This is a genomic window from Streptomyces sp. LUP30 (assembly GCF_001746365.1).
Lineage (GTDB): Bacteria > Actinomycetota > Actinomycetes > Streptomycetales > Streptomycetaceae > Streptomyces.
In genome coordinates, this window is record NZ_MJAJ01000015.1 from 68,193 (window position 1) to 86,576 (window position 18,384).

An 18,384-nucleotide genomic window follows, 5' to 3' on the forward strand; every position below is an offset into this window, starting at 1 on the left:
CCCTCACCCGTGTCCGTCCCTCTGGCCGTGCGTCCTTCGGCTGTGCGTGTGTCCAGCGTGCGTCCACCGTCTCCTCGAATGTAGTCGGCACGTACGACAAAGCACGCCCCTTTGTTTCAATGTGCGCCCCCTGTCCGCGACGGGGTGGTATGGGCGGCGTCTACCCGACAGACATGGATCGAACCGGACCGGATATGACAGAAACAAGCCTCTTTCCGTTGGTTTCTGTTTTTCCCCAGGAGTTTCGGGGCAGGGCCGCTGGGCAGCCGCGCTGCAAGGAAGCGAAGGGACAGCTTCCGTTCCCAGCACAGCGACAGCGAGCGAAGGGCGTGGTGGTGGCCTTCACAGTGACCGGCGGCGAGCAGGGCGGATGGGCCGTGCTCCACGTGTCGGGCGAGCTGGACCTGGTGACGTCGCCCGTGCTGCGGCAGCGGGTGCACGACGAGGTGGCCGAGGGCCGCCACAGTCTCGTCCTGGATCTCTCCGACGTGTATTTCTGCGACTCCAGCGGTGTCGGGGTCCTGATCGCGGCCCGCCGGCTGATCCGCTCCTGCCGGGGACGGCTGCGTCTGATCCTCCCCGCGCACGGCGCGGCCGACGGCTCCCACGTCAACCGCGTCCTGGGCGCGCTGGGCGTGCGCCGCCTCTTCGACGTCTACGGCGATCTCGCCGGCGCCGTGGACGACGGGACCGAGCCGCTCTCGGCGTGAGCCGTGCCCCGCTCCGCCACACGCTTGTCCCGAAATTCCCCCGGTCTTGGCACAGGCGTCGCCTTCCGGCCGTCCGGACGTCTTCGGCGTCGTACGCTCCCTGCCGGAAGCACTCTCAGACCCATGCCGGGAAGCGCCCCGTGCAGCACCCTCGGCGCACGCCCGGCAGCAACGCACCCACCCCACCACGTGACGACGTAAGGCGGCCCGAGCAGACATGGTCAGCAGTGAGTACGAGCGCAGGATCGCCGCCCGGTTCGCCACCTTCGACCAGGACGGCAACGGCTACATCGACCGCGTGGACTTCGCCGCCGCGGCCAAGGCGGTCCTCGCGGAGTTCGCGACCGCAGCCCGCTCCGACAAGGGGCAGGCCCTCTACGCGGGGGCCGAGGCGTTCTGGCAGGGCATGGCCGGGATCGCCGACCGCGACGGCGACCAGCGCATCAGCCGGGACGAGTTCGTGAACAGCGCGGTCAAGCGCCTGCGCGACAACCCGGAGCGGTTCGCCGAGATCGCCCGCCCCTTCCTGCACGCCGCCCTGGACGTCGCGGACGCCGACGGCGACGGACGGGCCACGGTCGAGGACACCGTCCGGGTGCTGCACGCCCTCGGAGCGCCCGACGAGGTCGCCCGCGGGGCCGCCGCCGTCCTCGACGCGGACGCGGACGGCAAGGTGGGCGAGGCGGAGATCGTCCCCGCCTTCGCGCGCTACTTCACCGTCCCCGAGTAGCCGTCCCCGAGCGGTCGTCCGCGGCGGGCGGCGGGGCGGGCGATGGGGCGGGTTGCGCGTAGCGTTCGCGGAGCTTGTACTTGAGGACCTTGCGCAGGGTTTCGTTGCGCGGCAGGGCCTGAACCACCTCCAGCCGCTCCGGCAGTTTGTGGACCGACAGCCCGCCCGCGCGCAGATACGCGGTCATCGCCGCCAGGGTCAGCGGCTCCGCGGCCGTCGGCGCCCGTTCCACCACCGCGCACACCAGTTCGCCGCGCTCCGCGTCGGGCAGGCCGATCACCGCCACGTCCCCGACGGCCGGGTGCGCGGCGAGCAGGTCCTCGATCTCCTTCGCGGACACGTTCTCGCCCTTGCGGATGATCACGTCCTTCAGCCGCCCGGTGAGGACCAGATGGCCGCTGTCGGTCAGGCGTCCGAGGTCGCCGGTGCGCAGGAACCCGTCCGCGTCGAACGCCTCGGCGCTCTGGGCGGGATCGAGGTACCCCTGGCACACGGCCTCGCCGCGCAACCGCACCTCTCCGTCCACCACGCGTATCTCCATGCCCGCCGGGGGCCGCCCCTCGGTCGTGGCGAGGTTCTCCGCGGTGTCGTCCGGCGACCCCATGGTGATCATCGGCACCTCGGTCATCCCGTACCCGTGGGTCAGCTGCACGCCCATCTCGCGCACGACCGCGTGGTACACCTCCGGCGGCTTGGGGGCTCCGCCGCCGGCGAGCAGCCGCAGCGTGGGGATCACGGGGACGCCCGGCTGCCTGCGCTGCTCGGCGAGGAACATCGAGTAGAAGGCCGTCGAGCCGCCCGCGACCGTCACGCCGTGCCGGCGGTACCCCTCCAGCGCGTCCGGCAGCGCGAAGTGCTCGAACATCACCGCGGGGAAGCCGTACAGCAGCAGCATGACGGTGTAGTCGGGGCCCGCGATGTGGGCGTACGGGAACGCCATCGAGCCGACGTCGTCCGGGGTCAGCCGGAGCGCGTGGGCGAGGCAGGAGCCGCCCGCGATCAGCGAACGGTCGGTGTGCAGTACGCCCTTGGGGTTCGAGGTGGTTCCCGAGGTCCAGTAGATCCAGCGCACCGAGCCGCCCTCGGCGGGCGGCGGCGGAAGGACGGCCGGATCCCCCTCCGGCAGGTCGTCGTACGCCTCGAAGACGCCCTTCGCGCCCAGCCGCCGGGCCATCTCGGTGTGATCGTGGCCCCGCCAGACGCCCGGCACCGCGAAGAACTCCGCCTTCGACTCGCGCAGCGCGAAGCCCACCTCGCGGTCGCGGTAGAACGGGATGACGGGAGACTGCACGGCCCCCAGCCGGGCCAGGGCGAAGGACAGGACGGCGGTCTCCAGACGGGTGGGCAGCTGCCAGGCGACGACCGTGCCGGGGCGCACGCCCATGTCGTGCAGCCCGGCCGCGGTCCGCTCGGCCCGCTCGTGCAGCTCGCCGAAGGTCAGGGCGCGCTCCTCCTGGAGGAGGACCCGGCGGTCGGGGGTGAGGCCGGCGCGGCGGTCGAGCAGTTCCCAGAGCGTGCGGGCGTCGCTCAGCTCATGGGCGGTGGCGGTGGCTGTGTCGTTCACGTCGGCCCCCTGACCTAGCTGACGGACAGTCAGATTTTCGGCAGAGCGTAGGGCCGGTCGCCTTGTCGGTCCAGGGGTCGCGGACTAGCCTGCTGGGGAAACTGCATATGACGGTCCATCAGATAGCGCTGCGGACAGCGCTTCGGACGACTGGCGTACCGCCAGGCGGAGGGGAAGCCATGAGCACCGAACTGCCGCGCATCGTCAGCGTCGACGATCATGTGATCGAGCCCGCGCACCTCTTCGCGACCTGGCTGCCGCGCAAGTACCGGGACCGGGGGCCGCAGCCCCTCACCGCCGGCATCGGCGAGCTCGCCTACGTCGCCGGGAAGTACCAGATCACCATGGACCCGGACGGCCCGCCCACCGACTGGTGGATCTACGAGGACCTGAAGTTCCCGTACAAGCGCAACATCGCCGCCGTCGGCTTCGACCGCGACGAGATGACCCTGGAGGGGATCACCCGGGAGGAGATGCGCCGCGGATGCTGGGACCCGAAGGCCCGGCTGGCGGACATGGACCTCAACCACGTCGAGGCCTCGCTGTGCTTCCCGTCCTTCCCCCGCTTCTGCGGCCAGACCTTCGCCGAGGCGCACGACAAGGAGGTCGCGCTCGCCTGCGTGCGCGCCTACAACGACTGGATGGTCGAGGAGTGGTGCGGCGGCAGCGGCGGCCGACTGATCCCGCTGTGCCTGATCCCCCTGTGGGACATCGACCTGGCGGTCGCCGAGATCCGGCGCAACGCGGCCCGCGGGGTGCGCGCGGTGACCTTCTCGGAGATCCCGAGCCACCTGGGGCTGCCGTCGATCCACTCGGGCTACTGGGACCCGTTCTTCGCCGTGTGCGAGGAGACCGGGACCGTCGTCAACATGCACATCGGCTCGTCGTCGCAGATGCCCGCCGCCTCGCCCGACGCGCCCCCCGCCGTCCAGGCCTCGCTGTCGTTCAACAACGCGATGGCCTCGATGATGGACTACCTCTTCAGCGGAGTCCTGGTGCGCTTCCCACGCCTCAAGCTGGCCTACTCGGAAGGGCAGATGGGCTGGATCCCCTACGCCCTGGAGCGTGCCGACGACGTCTGGGAGGAGCACCGCGCGTGGGGCGGCGTACGCGACCTCGTCCCCGACCCGCCGTCGACGTACTACTACCGGCAGATCTTCTGCTGCTTCTTCCGCGACAAGCACGGCGTCGCGTCGCTGGACGCGGTGGGCCGCGACAACGCGACCTTCGAGACCGACTACCCGCACGTGGACTCGACCTTCCCGCACACCAAGGAGGTCGCCCTCGACCACGTCAAGGGCCTCGACGACGAGACGGTCTACAAGCTGATGAGGGGCAACGCGATCCGCATGCTCGACCTGGACCTCGACAAGTAGCCGGCGCGGCGACCAAAGCAGGGGATCAGGACTATGGACCTCTCGGACAGCCCCGAGGACGCGGAGTTCCGGGCCCGGCTGCGCGAGTGGCTCGCCGAGGTGCTGCCGGCGCTCCCGCCGAAACCGTCCCCGGACGACTGGCCGGGCCGCCGCGCCTACGACCTCGGCTGGCAGCGCACCCTGTACGAGGCCGGGTACGCCGACGTGCACTGGGAGGCCTCGCCCGGCGTCCGGCTGATCTTCCTGGAGGAGACGGAGAAGGCCGGCGCGCCCTATGTGGGGGCCGGCTTCGTCGGGCTGCTGCACGCGGGGCCGACCATCGCCGCCGAGGGGACGCCCGAACAGCGGGCCCGCTGGCTGCCTCCCGTGTTGCGCGGCGAGGAGGTCTGGTGCCAGGGCTTCAGCGAGCCCGACGCCGGCTCCGACCTCGCGGCCCTGCGCACGCGCGCGTGGCGCGACGGCGACGACTACGTGGTGAGCGGGTCCAAGATCTGGACCTCGCACGCGGAGGTCGCCGACTGGTGCGAACTCCTGGTCCGCACGGACCCGCAGGCACCGAAGCACCAGGGCATCACCTGGCTGGCCATGCCCATGGACGCCCCGGGCGTCACCGTACGGCCGCTGCGCACCCTCGCCGGCTCCACCGAGTTCGCCGAGGTCTTCCTCGACGAGGTGCGGGTGCCGGTCGCCAACCGGGTGGGCGCGGAGAACGACGGCTGGCGGGTGACGATGGTGACGCTGTCCTTCGAGCGCGGCACCGCCTTCGTGGGCGAGGTCGTGGCCTGCCGGCGGGTGCTGGGCGAACTGGCCGTACGGGCACGCCGTGACGGGCGCTGGGACGACCCGGCGCTGCGCCGGCGGCTGGGCCGCCTCAACGCCGAGTTCCGGGCACTGTGGCGGCTGACGCAGTGGAACGTGAGCGAGGCGGAGGCCGCCCGCGGCGGGGTGCCCGGCGTCGGGGGCTCGGTGTTCAAACTGAGGTACTCGCAGGCCCGCCAGGAGCTGTACGACACCGCCGCCGAGGTCCTGGGCGACGCGGCCCTGGACCTCGACCACCCCTGGGTCCGCGACCGGCTGTCCTCGCTGTCCTACACCATCGCGGCCGGCACCTCGCAGATCCAGCGCGACATCGTGGCCGAACGGATCCTCGGACTGCCGAAGGGGAGGTGACCGTCCGCCATGCGCTTTCGACCGACGGACGACCAGCGCGCGCTGCGGGACGGCGTACGCGGACTGCTGGCGCGCCGGTTCGACCGGGAGGCCCTGCGGGCCGCCGTGGACCGGCCGGGGCGGCTGGACCGGGCGCTGTGGCGCGAGCTGGGCGCCGCCGGGTTCTTCGCGCTGCGGCTGCCCGAGGCGGAGGGCGGCGTGGGACTGGGGCTGCCCGAGGCGGTGTTGGCGTTCGAGGAGGCGGGCCGGGCCCTGCTCCCGGGGCCGCTGCTGGCCACGCACCTCGCGGCGGGGCGGGTGCCCGGCGCGGCCGAGGGGGAGACGGTCGTCGCCGCCGTCGACGGCGGCGGGCTGGTGGAGTGGCTCGCCCAGGCGGACGTCGTGCGCGGCGACGCCGCCGGGGCCGTGCCGCTGAACTGCGTGGACCCGCTCACACCGCTGCACTCCGTCCCGGCGCGCGGGGCCGCCGATCCCACCGCGGTCCTCCTCACGGCGGCGGAGCAGCTCGGGACCGCCACGCGCGCGTGCGAGCTGGCCGTGCAACACGCCCGGGCGCGTGAGCAGTTCGGCCGGCCGGTCGGGGCCTTCCAGGCGGTCAAGCATCTGTGCGCGGAGCTGCTGGTGCGGGTCGAGACGGCCCGCGCGGCGGTCTACGCGGCCGCCGTCACCGCCGACCCGGCCGACATCGCCGCCGCCCGGCTCCTCGCCGACGAGGCCGCCGTGCGCGGCGCGCGCGACTGCCTGCAGGTGCACGGCGGCATGGGCTTCACCTGGGAGGCGGACGTCCATCTGCTGCTGAAACGCGCCTGGGTGCGCACCCGCCGTGCGGGCGGCGGCACGGAGAGTGAGGAGTTTCTCGCGCGGGATCTGCTCTCCGGGACGGACGGCGGGCAGGTCTGCCTGCGGTGACGGCGGGTTCGGTGCACGGGCGGGCGTGCGGATGTCGCGGATCGTGGCAGAGCGGGATCACGGAGCGTTGATATCGGGTTGTGTCCGATGCGTGACCCGTCACGGCCCGGAGTCGGCGGGTCGCTCCGGTACCTTCTGTGGGATGCGAGTGGTTCCGAGCATGAGCCATGCCGGCGGTGCCCCTGGGGCGGTGCCGGATCCGGCGGTGCGCGCCCCCGCTCGCAGGGCGGACGGGCTTTGCGCCCCCGCCTGTTCGACTCCCCGCAACGAGCGTCGCACAGTATGCCGCACGGGTACTCCTTCGCGATGGAATATGCCCGAAGCGCTTGTTGGGGTGACTGTATGTCAACCAAGCTGTCTCCTCAGGGATTCACGTTCCGTCACCCTGCCTCTGGCCGTTGTTCTGGCCATGCAGAAAATGGCTACGATCGTGGCCCCCGTCGTCATGGTGTCCACGCGGCTCGCGTGGCTCGCGTGGCGCACGGCCATGTGTCCGCCGGTTCGGATGGTGTGAGCGGTGCAGGTGCTTCAAGTGCAGCTGGAGATCCGGCCCGACCCCGCTGAGGTGGGGCGCGCCCGCAGGTGGGCCCGTTCGCGTCTCGCCGGGTCGGGGATAGCGGACGAGGAGCCGCTCGCCGAGACGCTGATCCTGCTCGTCTCCGAGCTGGTCACCAACGCCGTGGTGCACACCGGTTGTCCGGCGGTGCTGCGGCTCTCCCTGCCGGGTGCGGTGGGCGAGCCGTCCGTCGTCCGCCTGGAGGTGGCCGACGCCAGCGACCGGGCCCCGGTGCCCCGATGTGCGGGCGACGAGGCGACCGGCGGCCGCGGTCTGGCCCTCGTCGACGGACTCGCGGACCGCTGGGGCTGGAGCGTCGAGGGCGCGGGCAAGCGCATCTGGTGCGAGCTCGACCGCTGTGCCGCGCCGGGTCGGGCGGAGACCGACCGGGGTGGTGTCGCCGAGTGCGCGGTCGTCGCCGAACGCGCGGTCGCGGTGCGGACGAAGTCCGCGCCGGCCTACGGAGGCCTCGCCTACGAGGTGGTGTGACGAACCGTCGGCGCACGCTCCTGGCTGTGTGCTCACGGCGGCGCACGGTCGCGAAACGCCCGGTGGGGTGCGGTGCACGGATGCGGGAAGCGCTGCCGGTCCTCGCCCGGTGGGGGGCCGGTGCGCCCGCCCGTGCTTCCGTGCGCGCCCACTGCGAATCGGGCGTAAGTAATAAATCGTCGTCCGGGTGTTGACGTGAGGTGTCCGTTTGATCACGCTTGTGGGCAGCGATTCGCCGTGAGGGGACGACGAGGGCTTCGGTGACGGAGGCCCTTGCCGAGCGCGGGTCGCGATTCGGCGTCGACGGCTTCCTCAGGGCCCTGGGGAGCCGAGGGGGGTACGCCGGAGTCGGATGGCGGTGCGCGGTGCCGTGCTCGGGGCGGGCGGCCGCGCGCCGCCCGCCGACGTCTTCCAGGAGCCGGCTTCCGGGGCTCGCTCTTCCCAGGCGCCCCTTTCCGGGACTCCGTGCGGGATTCCCGGGCCCGTTTCCGGGCCCCTCCCCGGGCTGCCTGCCGAGGGCTCAGAGAACGGCCACGGGAGCCACCGGAGTTCCCGTCCCGCCGACGAACGGCTCGGGCATCGCCGACAGCAGGAAGGCGTAGCGGCCGGTTTCTCCACAGGCTGTGGACAACTTTTCGAGATTCCAGTTCTGGCCCTGCAGCATTCCCATCTCCACCAGGTGGAGCGCGTGCACGGGCAGCCACAGGTCCTCGATCTCCGGCGGGAAGATCTCGAACGTCAGCGTGTCGTCGGCCACGGCGGCCACGTCGCGCGCGTGGAACCACTCGGGCGTGCGGATGGACAGCCCCGGGGACGGATAGCCGTACCCCTGCTTGTCGCCGCTCAGATAGACCTGGATCTGCCCGGTCCGCACGAGCACCACGTCGCCGGCGCGCACGTGTGTGCCCGCCAGCTCCTCCGCCGCGTCCAGGTCCTCCGGGGTGACCGCGTGGTCGCCCGCCAGCCGGTCGACGCCATGCGCGCGTGCCACGTCGAGCAGCACCCCGCGCGAGACGACGTGCCGTGCCTTGTCGATGCCGCTGAACTCCGCTCCCCCGTGCGCCGTGACGGTGGTGGCCGGGCGGCCGTTGTAGAGCTTCCCCGAGTGCGACACATGGGTCAGCGCGTCCCAGTGGGTGCCGGCCTGGAGGCCCATCGTCACGGCGTCGTCGTTGCACGCCACCGTGCCCGGACCGAAGATCTCCTGGTTGATCTGCACCATGGCGTGCAGCGGGTTGACCCGGCCCGGGATCAGCCCGGTCTGCACGCCGTCCTCGCGCAGCGGCAGCGCCAGCGGGACGCGGCGGCCGGTGCGGATCTCGGCGGCCGCGGCGCGGACGACGTCGTCGGTGATCAGGTTCAGCGTGCCGATCTCGTCGGCGGCCCCCCAACGCCCCCAGTTGTTGACGCGCTTCGCGATGTCGTGGAACTCGACCGGCAGTGTCATTCCGTGCCTCCCCGGGGCTTGTCCCCGACCGACGGACGGGTCAATCTAGACCTCGAATCTCAAATCTAACGGTCCGTCAGAAACTGTGGGAGGGGTCCGGCCGTGGGGAACTTCCTGACCGGCAAGGTCGTCGCCGTCACGGGCGCGGGACGAGGCATCGGACGGGCAGTGGCGCTCGCGGCGGCTGCCGAGGGCGCACGGGTCGTCGTCAACGACTACGGCGTCGGTGTGGACGGGGCCGCCCCCACCAGCGAGATCGCCGAGGCCGTCGTCAAGGAGATCGAGGCGGCGGGCGGCGAGGCGGTCGCCGTCGCCGACGACATCTCGACGATGGCGGGCGGCCGGCGGGTCGTGGACACGGCCCTGGAGACGTACGGACGGCTCGACGGAGTCGTGTGCGTGGCCGGGATCCTGCGCGAGCGGATGCTGTTCAACATGTCCGAGGAGGAGTGGGACCCGGTCGTCGCCACCCATCTCAAGGGCACGTTCACGGTGTTCCGGGCCGCGTCGGCGGTGATGCGCGGGCAGCGCTCCGGCACGCTGATCGGCTTCACCAGCGGCAACCACCAGGGCTCGGTGTCCCAGGCCAACTACAGCGCTGCCAAGGGCGGGATCATCTCGCTCGTGCGCAGCGCCGCGCTGGGCCTGCACAAGTACGGGGTCACGGCCAACGCGGTGGCCCCGGTGGCCCGCACGCGGATGTCGGCCGGCGTGCCCATGGAGCTCGCGGAGATGGGCGAGCCGGAGGACGTGGCCGCGTTCGTGGTCTATCTGCTGTCGGACCGCGCGCGCGAGGCCGCGGTCACCGGGCAGGTGTACACCGTCGCGGGGCCGAAGATCGCCGTGTGGGCACAGCCGAGGGAACTGCGTTCGGCCCACGCGGAGGGGGGCTCCTGGACCCCGGAGCGGATCGCCGAGGTGCTCCCCGCGACCGTCGGAGTGGATCCGATGCCGATGCTCGCGCGGCTGGAGGAGATGGCGCGGGCCGCGCGGGAGGGGAACCGGCCCAACGCCTGAGCGTGCTTCCCGCGGTCTTCGCGGTGCCGGTCGTCCGTGGCCGGTCGCGCCCACGCGGGGAGCCGCACATCGATGCGGTCCCGCCCCCCCCGGGGGGTGTCGGTCGCCCTGTCCAAGGAGGGGAACGTGGACTTCGGATTCACGCCGGCGGACGACTCGTTCCGCGCCGAGGCCCGGGCCTGGCTCGCCGAGCACACCCCGCACGCCCACGGTCGCCGTGCCTGGGAAGGCGTCCTCGGGGCGGCCGGATGGGTCGGGATCGGCTGGGGGGAGGGCGGATACGGCAACCGGACCGCGACCCTCACGCAACAGGTCGCCTGGGCCGAGGAGTACGCCCGGTCGGGCGCCCCGCCCCGGTCCGGACACATCGGGGAGAACCTCCTGGCGCCCACCCTCCTCGCACACGGCACGGCCGGGCAGAAGTCGCGCTTCCTGCCGCCGATCGCCGCCGGCGCCGAGCTGTGGTGCCAGGGATACAGCGAACCCGGCGCGGGATCCGACCTCGCCGCCCTCCGCACGAGAGCCGAACGCGCAGCCGACGGACGGTCCTACCGGGTCACCGGGCAGAAGATCTGGACGTCCCTGGCCCATGAGGCCGACTGGTGCTTCGTGCTCGCGCGCACCGACCCCGAGTCCAGGCGGCACCACGGGCTGATCTTCCTCCTCCTGCCCATGGACCAGCCGGGCCGGATCGAGGTGCGCCCGATCCGGCAGCTCACCGGCACCAGCGAATTCAACGAGGTGTTCTTCGACGGGGCCCACGCGCGCGCCGAGCACGTCGTCGGCGCGGAGGGCGACGGCTGGCGGGTCGCGATGAGCCTCCTCGGCTTCGAGCGCGGGGTGTCGACGCTCGCCCAGCAGATCGGCTTCGCCCAGGAGTTGGCGCGGGTGGTGCGCACGGCGGTGGAGAACGGCGCGGCCGACGACCCCGTCGTCCGCGAGCGGCTGGTGCGGCTGTGGGCGGAGTTGCGCACCATGCGGTGGAACGCGCTGCGCACGCTGGGGGGTTCGGGCGGGCCGGGCGCGCCGAGCGTGGCGAAGCTGCTGTGGGCGGGCTGGCATCAGCGGCTGGGGGAGGCGGCGGTGCAGGTGCGGGGGGCGGCGGCGGGCGTCGGCCCGGCGGACTGGTCGCCCGCCGCGCCGTACCGACTCGACGACGCACAGCACCTGTTCCTGTTCTCGCGGGCCGACACGATCTACGGCGGCTCGGACCAGATCCAGCGCACGATCATCGCCGAGCGCGTGCTCGGTCTGCCCAGGCAACCCAAGGGATGAGGCGGAGGGGAGCAGCGTGATGCGAGGCGTGGTGTTCGACGGGACGCGGGTCGAGGTCGTCGACGATCTGGAGGTGCGCCAGCCGGGGCCGGGCGAGGTGCTCGTCGCGATCTCGGCGGCCGGGCTGTGCCACAGCGACCTGTCGGTCGTCGACGGGACGATCCCCTTCCCGGCTCCCGTCGTCCTCGGGCACGAGGGCGCGGGCGTGGTGGAGGAGGTCGGCGCCGGGGTCTCCCACGTCGTGCCGGGAGACCACGTCGCCCTGTCCACGCTCGCCAACTGCGGCGCGTGCGCCGAGTGCGACCGGGGCCGCCCGACGATGTGCCGACAGGCCATCGGGCGGCCGCAGAAGCCGTTCACGCGCGCGGGGCGGCCGCTGTTCCAGTTCGCCGCGAACTCCGCCTTCGCCGAGCGGACGGTGGTCAAGGCGGTGCAGGCGGTGCGCATCCCGAAGGACGTTCCGCTGACGTCGGCCGCGCTGATCGGGTGCGGGGTGCTGACCGGGGTCGGGGCCGTCCTCAACCGCGCGCGGGTGGGCCACGGGGAGAGCGTCGTCGTCATCGGGACGGGCGGGATCGGGCTCAACGTGCTGCAGGGCGCGCGGATCGCGGGCGCGTCGCGGATCGTCGCCGTCGACGCGAACCCGGCGAAGGAGGCGGCGGCGCGGCGGTTCGGGGCCACGCACTTCCTGACGTCGGCGGACGGCGTGCGGGAGGTGCTGCCGACGGGCGCGGACCACGTCTTCGAGTGCGTGGGCCGCGTCGAGCTGATCCGGGCGGCCGTCGACCTGCTCGACCGGCACGGTCAGGCGGTGCTGCTGGGGGTGCCGCCGGCGACCGCCGAGGCGTCCTTCCTCGTCTCCTCCCTGTTCCTGGACAAGTCGATCCTGGGCTGCCGTTACGGCGCCTCCCGGCCGCAGCGGGACGTCGCCCTGTACGCGGAGCTGTACCGCGAGGGCCGGCTGCTGCTCGACGAACTCGTCACCCAGACCTACCCGGTGGAGGACTTCGAGAAGGCCGCGGCGGACGCGGAGGCGGGGCGGGTGGCGCGGGCGGTGCTGACGTTCTGACAGCCGTCGGATCCAGAACCCTCGGGTTGTCCACAGGCTGCGGAAAACCTCTGGGGCGATGTCGGCGCCGCCCCCTACGGTCGGGTCATGAGTTACCGCGACGTCGCCTCCCGGCAGGTCCTGATGTGGGCCTGCACCGCCGTGGGAGCCCGCATGCCGGTCGCCATGGCCCCGCTGGCCCTGGTGTTCCTGGTGCGCGAGCGGCCGGGCGGCTACAGCCTCGGCGCCGTCCTCGCGGCGGCCTTCGTCCTCGGTGAGATCGTGGGCGCCCCCGTGCTCGGGCTGCGGCTGCGCCACGAGCGCGCCCGAGCGCACCTGGCGGGGGGCCTGGCCTGCGGCGCCGTCGGATTCGCCGGGCTGGGGGCGCTGCCGGAGGCGCATCCCGCGGTCCTGTGCGGGTTCGCGGTCGTGGCCGGGGCCGCCCCGGCCGCCGCCACCGGCGGTCTGCGCACCCTGCTCACCACGCTGGTCCCGGAGCGGGCGACGGCGCAGGCGCTGTCGGTGGAGTCGATGCTGACGGCCGGGGTGTGGGCGCTCTCGCCGGCCGCGGTCGCCGGTCTTGCCCTCGGCGTCGCGCCGCGCGTCCCGCTGCTGCTGGCCGCCGCGCTGATGGCGTCGTCGGTCGCGGGCCTGTGGCTGCTGCCGGCCGCCTGGGGCGCGGACGGCGCGGGCGGAGCGAACCCCACGGGCGGATCGTTGCTGCGGCTGCTGGCCGGCGCCTGGCCGGTCTACGTCACGGGCGCGGCCAGTCTCGCCCTGCTCGGGCTCGCCGAACTCGTGCTGCCGGCGCTGCTCGAACAACGCGGCATCGGCGTCGGCTGGTCCGGCCCGCTGCTGACCGGGATGGCCGTGGGCGGCGGGGTCGGCGGCTTCGTCCACGGTCTGCGCGCCTGGCCGGGCCGGCTGCGCACCCACAGCGTGGCGCTGATGGCCGGGGTGGCGGTGTGCGTGACGACGGCCGCGTCGTCACCGGGCGCGGCGGGGATCGCGGTGGCGCTGGTCCTGGGGGGCACGCTCCAGTCGGCGGCGATGCTCACCCGCAACCTGTCCCTGCGCGAGGCCCTGCCGCCGCACGCCCTGGCCGCCGGCTACTCGGTCATGTACGCGGCCGCGGGGGCGGGGTACGCGGCGACGGGGTCGCTGGCCGGCCTGCTGCTGCGGGCGGTCGCGCCGTCCACGGCGGTCCTGGCCGGGGTGGGGCTGACCCTGGTGCTCACCGCGGTCGGCTGGTGGGGCGAGGTCCGGGCGACCGGGAGGTCACGCCAGGGCGCCGACCGGGCCATGGCCGTCGCGCCCGACGCCGTCCACGCGGCCGCTTCCACCGCTTCCCTCGCTTCCGGCGCCCCCGCCGCCGGTCCGGAAGGTGCGGCGATACGCGGTGGGGGTGACGCCGAGAGCAGCCTGTAGGTGCTGGCGCATCGACTGGGCGGTGCCGAAACCGGCGCTCCGCGCGATCCGGTCCACGGACAGGTCGCTGGACTCCAGCAGGTGCCGGGCCCGTTCGACGCGCTGCTGGGTGAGCCACTGACCCGGGCTGATCCCGGCCTCCTCGCGGAAGCGGCGGGTGAACGTCCGCACCGACATGGCCTCCTGCTCCGCCATGTCGCGCAGCTGGATCGGCTCGTGCAGGCGGCCCAGCGCCCAGGCGCGGGCGGCGGTCGTGGTCGCCTGCTGCGGGTCGGGCACCGGACGCTCGATGTACTGGGCCTGGCCGCCGTCGCGGTGCGGGGGCACCACGGTGCGACGGGCGACGTCGTTGGCGACGGCGGTGCCGTGGTCGCGGCGCACCATGTGCAGGCACAGGTCGATCCCGGCGGCGACGCCGGCCGAGGTGAGCACGTCGCCGTCGTCGATGAACAGCACGTCCGGATCGACGTCGATCCGCGGGAAGAGCCGCTGGAGGCGCTCGGCGTCGGCCCAGTGCGTGGTGGCGGGCCGGCCGTCGAGGAAACCGGCGGCGGCCAGGACGTACACGCCGGTGCAGATGGAGGCGAGGCGGGTGCCGGGCCGGATCCGGGCGAGGGCCGCGGCGAGCTCGTCGGTCAGGACGCCCCGCTCGAAGACCGGGCCGAGCTCGTAGGAGGCCGGGACGATCACCGTGTCGGCGGTGGCCAGGGCCTCGGGGCCGTGTGCGACGTCGACGGCGAAGTCGGCGTCCGTCTCGACGGGACCCGGCGGCCGGACGGAGCAGGTGACGACCTCGTACAGCTGCCGGCCCCCGCCGTCCCTGGGACGGCCGAAGATGCGGTGCGGGATGCCCAGCTCGAAGGGGAGCAGACCGTCGAGGGCGAGGACGACGACACGGTGGGGGCGGAAGGGGCGCTCATCGAGAGGCATGGCCCGATCCTAGCGAATGCTGTCTTTCGGGCCACTCGTTCCGCGGGGGGCCGGTGCCCGAAGCTCGGTGACGTGACCCAGACAACCGAAACGCCCGCAGCGGCAGGGCGACCGAAGCAGGACGGACCGCCCCGCATCCGCGTCCACCGGGCCTGGTTCGTCGCCGCCGTCACCTTCGTCACGATCATCGGAGCTGCGGCCTTCCGCTCGCTCCCCGGACTGCTGATCGACCCGCTGCACGACGAGTTCGGCTGGTCGCGCGGCACGATCGGCGCGGCCGTCTCGGTCAATCTGGCGCTGTACGGCCTGACCGCCCCGTTCGCGGCGGCGCTGATGGACCGCTTCGGCATCCGCCGGGTGGTCGCCGCCGCGCTGACGGTGATCTCCGTCGGCTCGATCCTGACGGTGTGGATGACGGCCGCCTGGCAGCTGATGCTGTACTGGGGCCTGCTGGTGGGCCTCGGCTCGGGCTCGATGGCGCTCGCGTTCGCCGCGACGGTCACCAACCGGTGGTTCACCGAGCGGCGGGGCCTGGTCAGCGGCGTCCTCACCGCGGCCTCCGCCTCCGGCCAGCTGATCTTCCTGCCGCTGCTGTCGTGGATGGTCACGCGCCACGACTGGCGTCCGGCCGCGGTGACGGTCGCGCTGGCCGCGCTCGCGGTCGTCCCCTTCGTCTGGCTGCTGCTGCGGGACCATCCGGCCGACGTCGGCCAGAAGCCCTACGGCGCACGGGAGTTCGTGCCCAAGCCCGCGCCGGTGCGGGGCGCGGCGCGGCGCACCCTGCGGGTCCTGGCCTCGGCGGTGCGCACGGGTCCCTTCTGGCTGCTGGCCGGCACCTTCGCGATCTGCGGCGCCTCGACGAACGGCCTGGTGCAGACCCACTTCGTGCCGGCCGCCCACGACCACGGCATGCCGGTCACGGCGGCGGCCTCGCTGCTCGCCGTCATCGGGGTGTTCGACGTGGTCGGCACCATCGCCTCCGGCTGGTTCACCGACCGCTTCGAGGCGCGCCGGCTGCTGGCGGTGTACTACGCGCTGCGCGGTGTCTCGCTGCTGTTCCTGCCCATGCTGCTGGCGCCCTCGGTGCACCCGCCGATGATCTTCTTCATCGTCTTCTACGGCCTGGACTGGGTGGCCACCGTCCCGCCCACCCTCGCCCTGTGCCGCGAGCACTACGGCGACGACAGCGCCATCGTCTTCGGCTGGGTCCTGGCCTCGCACCAGGTGGGCGCGGCGCTGGTGGCCTTCCTCGGCGGCGTGGCCCGCGACGCGTTCGGCTCGTACGACGTGGTCTGGTACGGCTCGGGGGGACTGTGCGCGGCCGCCGCGTTGATGGCGCTGGTGATCCGGCGCAGGCCCGTGGTCCCGGCGGCGTCTCCGGCGCCGGTCGCGGCCTGACGGGGGGCAGGAGGCCGGCCCGCGACGGCGGCGTGAACGGGGCCGGGTCGCGCAACCCGCCGGTGACTACTCCACGTACTGGACGACTACCTTCCGTAATGTGAGGCTCTCCGAGTTGCTCTGCCGTTCACTGCCTGTGGAGGCGCCTCATGACAGCCCTGTCCCGTCGTGGCGTACTGAAAAGCCTGCCTCTCGCCGCCGGCGCGGTCGTGGCCGCGGGGGCGGCGAGTCCGCCCGCCGCGGCGGGGCAGGCGGCCGATCCGCCCTTCCCCGAGCCAGAGACGCGCAGCTCGTCGCCCGCCACGGGACGGCTGAAGACCGAGCTGACCGTCCGCTTCACCGACCTGGACATCCCCGGAGTCGGCCGGGTGTCCACCCGCACCTACGAGGGCACCGTCCCGGGGCCGACGCTGCGCGTGCACCCCGGGGACTCCCTGGAGATCACGCAGATCAACGCGCTGCCGGCGAACGGCGGCGGGGCGCACCAGGAGATGAACGTCCCGCACCACTTCAACAGCTTCAACCTGCACGCCCACGGCATGCACGTGGACCCGGCGGGCGAGTCGGACAACGTCTTCCGCGTCTTCGAGCCCGCCGCCGCCCCGGGAGCGACCACCACCCACCGCAGCCGCATCGACGTGCCCGCCGGTCACCCGGCCGGCACGTTCTGGTACCACCCCCACCACCACGGATCCACCGCGACCCAGGTGCTGGGCGGCATGGCGGGCGTCCTCGTCGTCGACGGGGACGTCGACGAGGTGCCCGAGATCGCCGCCGCCCGGGAGGTGGTCGTCTGCATCAGCGAACTCAAGGTGTCCGGCGGACGGGTGCCGGAGCTGACCTCGAGCGGCGTCTACGACGCCATTGCCTCGACGTTCCTGGTCAACGGCGTGAAGAACCCCGTGCTGACCATCGCCCCGGGCGAGATCCAGCGCTGGCGGATCGTCAACGCCGGCGCGCTCACGGCGCAGTTCCTGAGCCTGGCCGGGCAGGAGATGCACCAGATCGCCTGTGACGGCGTCACCTTCATGGAACCCGTCGCGACCACCGGACTGACGCTGCCCATGGGCGGACGGGTCGACGTACTGGTCCGCGGCGGCAAGCCGGGCACCTACCAGCTGACCGGCGGCGGCCCCTCCCACCCCCTGCTCACGCTCGTCGTCACCGGCGCCGCCCGGACGATGTCGCTGCCGGCCCGGCTGCCCGGCCGGCCCCCCGAGCTGCCCGAGCCGACCCGCACCCGGACGCTGACCTTCCGCAGCTACGAAAACGTCTTCTCCGGCGCGTTCCCCAACGCCTACCGCATCCTGGGCGACGGCGAGACCCCGCCCGCCACCACCCAGGGCGGCCGCACGGACGCCGCCTGGGGCCGCTACTCGCCCAGCCACGTCAACCAGCGGGTGCGGCTCGGCGAGGTCGAGGAGTGGACGGTCGTCAACGACTCCCGCGCCCACAGCCATCACCCCTTCCACCTGCACACCAACCACTTCCTCCTGACGGCCGTGGACAACCGCCGGCTGGCCACGCCGATGTGGCACGACACCGTCTCCGTCCCGCCGAACGGCTCGGTCACCTTCCGGCTGCGCGCCGAGGACTTCACCGGCCGCTCGATGCTGCACTGCCACCAGCTCCAGCACGGCGACGAAGGCATGATGCAGATCGTCGACTACGTGAAGTGACCGGGGGCCGGCGCCGGTTTCACCCGTAGGTCACAGGAACCGGCCCCTGTGGAAGAGCAGGGGCGGTTCGTCCGCGCCCTCGCCCGTTCCCAGGGCGGTCACCCGGCCCACGACGACCAGGTGGTCGCCGCCGGTGTGGACGGCGTGGATCGCGCAGTCGATCCACGCGAGCGCGCCGGCGAGGCGTGGGGCGCCCGAGACCGGGGCCGGGTCGTGGTCGACGCCCGCGAACTTGTCCGTGCCGCTCGCCGCGAAGGCACGGCACAGCGCCCCCTGCCGCGCGCTGAGCACATTGACGCAGAAGACGCCGGCGCGGGCGATGCGCGGCCAGGTCGTCGAGGTGCGGCCGACCATGAAGGCGACCAGGGGCGGATCGAGGGAGAGTGAGGAGAAGGACTGGCAGGCGAAGCCCGCGGGGCCGTCCGGCGTGGGTGCCGTGACCACGGTCACCCCGGAGGCGAAGCTCCCGAGCACCCGCCGGAACTCGGCCGGATCGACGGGTGCGCGCTCGTCCTCGCGCACGCAGCGCAGTGCGGGGCGCGGCAGCGGCTCGACCGGGCCCGCCCTGAGATAACGGACGGCGGCGGCCGCCATTCCCGCATGTCCCATCATGTCCTCAGTGAAGCTGACGATACGTCAGATGGGAAGGGGTGCGGGC

General features: G+C 73.1%; 15 protein-coding genes. 11 read left to right on the forward strand and 4 right to left on the reverse strand.

The window, feature by feature from the left end:
- Positions 1 to 329 precede the first annotated feature (329 nt).
- Both BG482_RS14975 and BG482_RS14980 read left to right on the forward strand, forming a co-directional pair.
- Positions 330 to 710 carry an STAS domain-containing protein gene (locus BG482_RS14975; RefSeq protein ID WP_069769507.1) on the forward strand — a complete coding sequence of 127 codons (381 nt, stop codon included), beginning with the start codon at positions 330 to 332 and terminating at the stop codon, positions 708 to 710.
- 217 nt (positions 711 to 927) lie between these two features.
- A complete protein-coding gene (locus tag BG482_RS14980; RefSeq protein WP_069769508.1) occupies positions 928 to 1,440 on the forward strand; it encodes an EF-hand domain-containing protein in 513 nt (170 codons plus the stop codon).
- Here the strand turns inward: BG482_RS14980 and BG482_RS14985 are convergent.
- Entirely contained in the window at positions 1,424 to 3,004 is a 1,581-nt protein-coding gene (locus BG482_RS14985; RefSeq protein WP_256096375.1) for a class I adenylate-forming enzyme family protein, read from the reverse strand. The genes BG482_RS14980 and BG482_RS14985 overlap by 17 nt on opposite strands.
- A 179-nt stretch (positions 3,005 to 3,183) precedes the next feature.
- Here BG482_RS14985 and BG482_RS14990 point away from each other — a divergent pair, with 179 nt between their 5' ends.
- The 4 genes from BG482_RS14990 to BG482_RS15005 all read left to right on the forward strand — a co-directional run bounded on the left by BG482_RS14990 (position 3,184) and on the right by BG482_RS15005 (position 7,504).
- Positions 3,184 to 4,380 (forward strand): amidohydrolase family protein, encoded by a 1,197-nt coding sequence (locus BG482_RS14990; protein WP_069769509.1) that lies wholly within the window; start codon positions 3,184 to 3,186, stop codon positions 4,378 to 4,380.
- A gap of 33 nt (positions 4,381 to 4,413) precedes the next feature.
- Positions 4,414 to 5,550 carry an acyl-CoA dehydrogenase family protein gene (locus BG482_RS14995; RefSeq protein WP_069769510.1) on the forward strand — a complete coding sequence of 379 codons (1,137 nt, stop codon included), beginning with the start codon at positions 4,414 to 4,416 and terminating at the stop codon, positions 5,548 to 5,550.
- 9 nt (positions 5,551 to 5,559) lie between these two features.
- A complete protein-coding gene (locus tag BG482_RS15000) occupies positions 5,560 to 6,459 on the forward strand; it encodes an acyl-CoA dehydrogenase family protein (protein ID WP_069769511.1) in 900 nt (299 codons plus the stop codon).
- A gap of 532 nt (positions 6,460 to 6,991) precedes the next feature.
- Positions 6,992 to 7,504 carry an ATP-binding protein gene (locus BG482_RS15005; protein ID WP_069769512.1) on the forward strand — a complete coding sequence of 171 codons (513 nt, stop codon included), beginning with the start codon at positions 6,992 to 6,994 and terminating at the stop codon, positions 7,502 to 7,504.
- 520 nt (positions 7,505 to 8,024) lie between these two features.
- Here BG482_RS15005 and BG482_RS15010 read toward each other — a convergent pair.
- Positions 8,025 to 8,951 (reverse strand): cyclase family protein, encoded by a 927-nt coding sequence (locus BG482_RS15010; RefSeq protein ID WP_069769513.1) that lies wholly within the window; start codon positions 8,949 to 8,951, stop codon positions 8,025 to 8,027.
- Between the two features lie 102 nt (positions 8,952 to 9,053).
- Between BG482_RS15010 and BG482_RS15015 the strand changes: the two genes are divergently transcribed.
- From BG482_RS15015 to BG482_RS15025, 3 genes are all read left to right on the forward strand, one after another.
- Positions 9,054 to 9,968 carry an SDR family NAD(P)-dependent oxidoreductase gene (locus BG482_RS15015; RefSeq protein ID WP_069769514.1) on the forward strand — a complete coding sequence of 305 codons (915 nt, stop codon included), beginning with the start codon at positions 9,054 to 9,056 and terminating at the stop codon, positions 9,966 to 9,968.
- Between the two features lie 126 nt (positions 9,969 to 10,094).
- The gene (locus tag BG482_RS15020) at positions 10,095 to 11,243 is read left to right on the forward strand and encodes an acyl-CoA dehydrogenase family protein (RefSeq protein WP_069769578.1); all 1,149 of its coding nucleotides are present in this window, start codon (positions 10,095 to 10,097) and stop codon (positions 11,241 to 11,243) included.
- A 19-nt stretch (positions 11,244 to 11,262) separates the two neighbouring features.
- Positions 11,263 to 12,312, forward strand: coding sequence for a Zn-dependent alcohol dehydrogenase (locus BG482_RS15025; protein ID WP_069769515.1), 1,050 nt, complete (start codon positions 11,263 to 11,265; stop codon positions 12,310 to 12,312).
- A gap of 1,257 nt (positions 12,313 to 13,569) precedes the next feature.
- On the opposite strand, the gene BG482_RS15035 is transcribed toward BG482_RS15025, so the two are convergent.
- Entirely contained in the window at positions 13,570 to 14,649 is a 1,080-nt protein-coding gene (locus BG482_RS15035) for a GlxA family transcriptional regulator (protein WP_069769516.1), read from the reverse strand.
- Between the two features lie 72 nt (positions 14,650 to 14,721).
- Between BG482_RS15035 and BG482_RS15040 the strand changes: the two genes are divergently transcribed.
- Both BG482_RS15040 and BG482_RS15045 read left to right on the forward strand, forming a co-directional pair.
- Positions 14,722 to 16,047 carry an MFS transporter gene (locus tag BG482_RS15040; protein ID WP_069769517.1) on the forward strand — a complete coding sequence of 442 codons (1,326 nt, stop codon included), beginning with the start codon at positions 14,722 to 14,724 and terminating at the stop codon, positions 16,045 to 16,047.
- Between the two features lie 149 nt (positions 16,048 to 16,196).
- Complete coding sequence (locus tag BG482_RS15045; protein WP_069769518.1) at positions 16,197 to 17,726, forward strand: multicopper oxidase family protein; 1,530 nt, start codon at positions 16,197 to 16,199, stop codon at positions 17,724 to 17,726.
- A 30-nt stretch (positions 17,727 to 17,756) separates the two neighbouring features.
- On the opposite strand, the gene BG482_RS15050 is transcribed toward BG482_RS15045, so the two are convergent.
- Positions 17,757 to 18,335: a flavin reductase family protein gene (locus BG482_RS15050; protein WP_256096379.1), complete on the reverse strand. Its 579-nt coding sequence runs from the start codon at positions 18,333 to 18,335 to the stop codon at positions 17,757 to 17,759.
- Positions 18,336 to 18,384 lie beyond the last annotated feature (49 nt).

Bases quoted from the DNA above. Each gene is read 5' to 3' on its own strand.
- BG482_RS14980 (WP_069769508.1), top strand. From the start codon at position 928: ATGGTCAGCAGTGAGTACGAGCGCAGGATCGCCGCCCGGTTCGCCACC.
- BG482_RS14990 (WP_069769509.1), top strand. From the start codon at position 3,184: ATGAGCACCGAACTGCCGCGCATCGTCAGCGTCGACGATCATGTGATC.
- BG482_RS14995 (WP_069769510.1), top strand. From the start codon at position 4,414: ATGGACCTCTCGGACAGCCCCGAGGACGCGGAGTTCCGGGCCCGGCTG.
- BG482_RS15000 (WP_069769511.1), top strand. From the start codon at position 5,560: ATGCGCTTTCGACCGACGGACGACCAGCGCGCGCTGCGGGACGGCGTA.
- BG482_RS15010 (WP_069769513.1), bottom strand. From the start codon at position 8,951: ATGACACTGCCGGTCGAGTTCCACGACATCGCGAAGCGCGTCAACAAC.
- BG482_RS15025 (WP_069769515.1), top strand. From the start codon at position 11,263: ATGCGAGGCGTGGTGTTCGACGGGACGCGGGTCGAGGTCGTCGACGAT.
- BG482_RS15035 (WP_069769516.1), bottom strand. From the start codon at position 14,649: ATGCCTCTCGATGAGCGCCCCTTCCGCCCCCACCGTGTCGTCGTCCTC.
- BG482_RS15045 (WP_069769518.1), top strand. From the start codon at position 16,197: ATGACAGCCCTGTCCCGTCGTGGCGTACTGAAAAGCCTGCCTCTCGCC.
- BG482_RS15050 (WP_256096379.1), bottom strand. From the start codon at position 18,335: ATGGGACATGCGGGAATGGCGGCCGCCGCCGTCCGTTATCTCAGGGCG.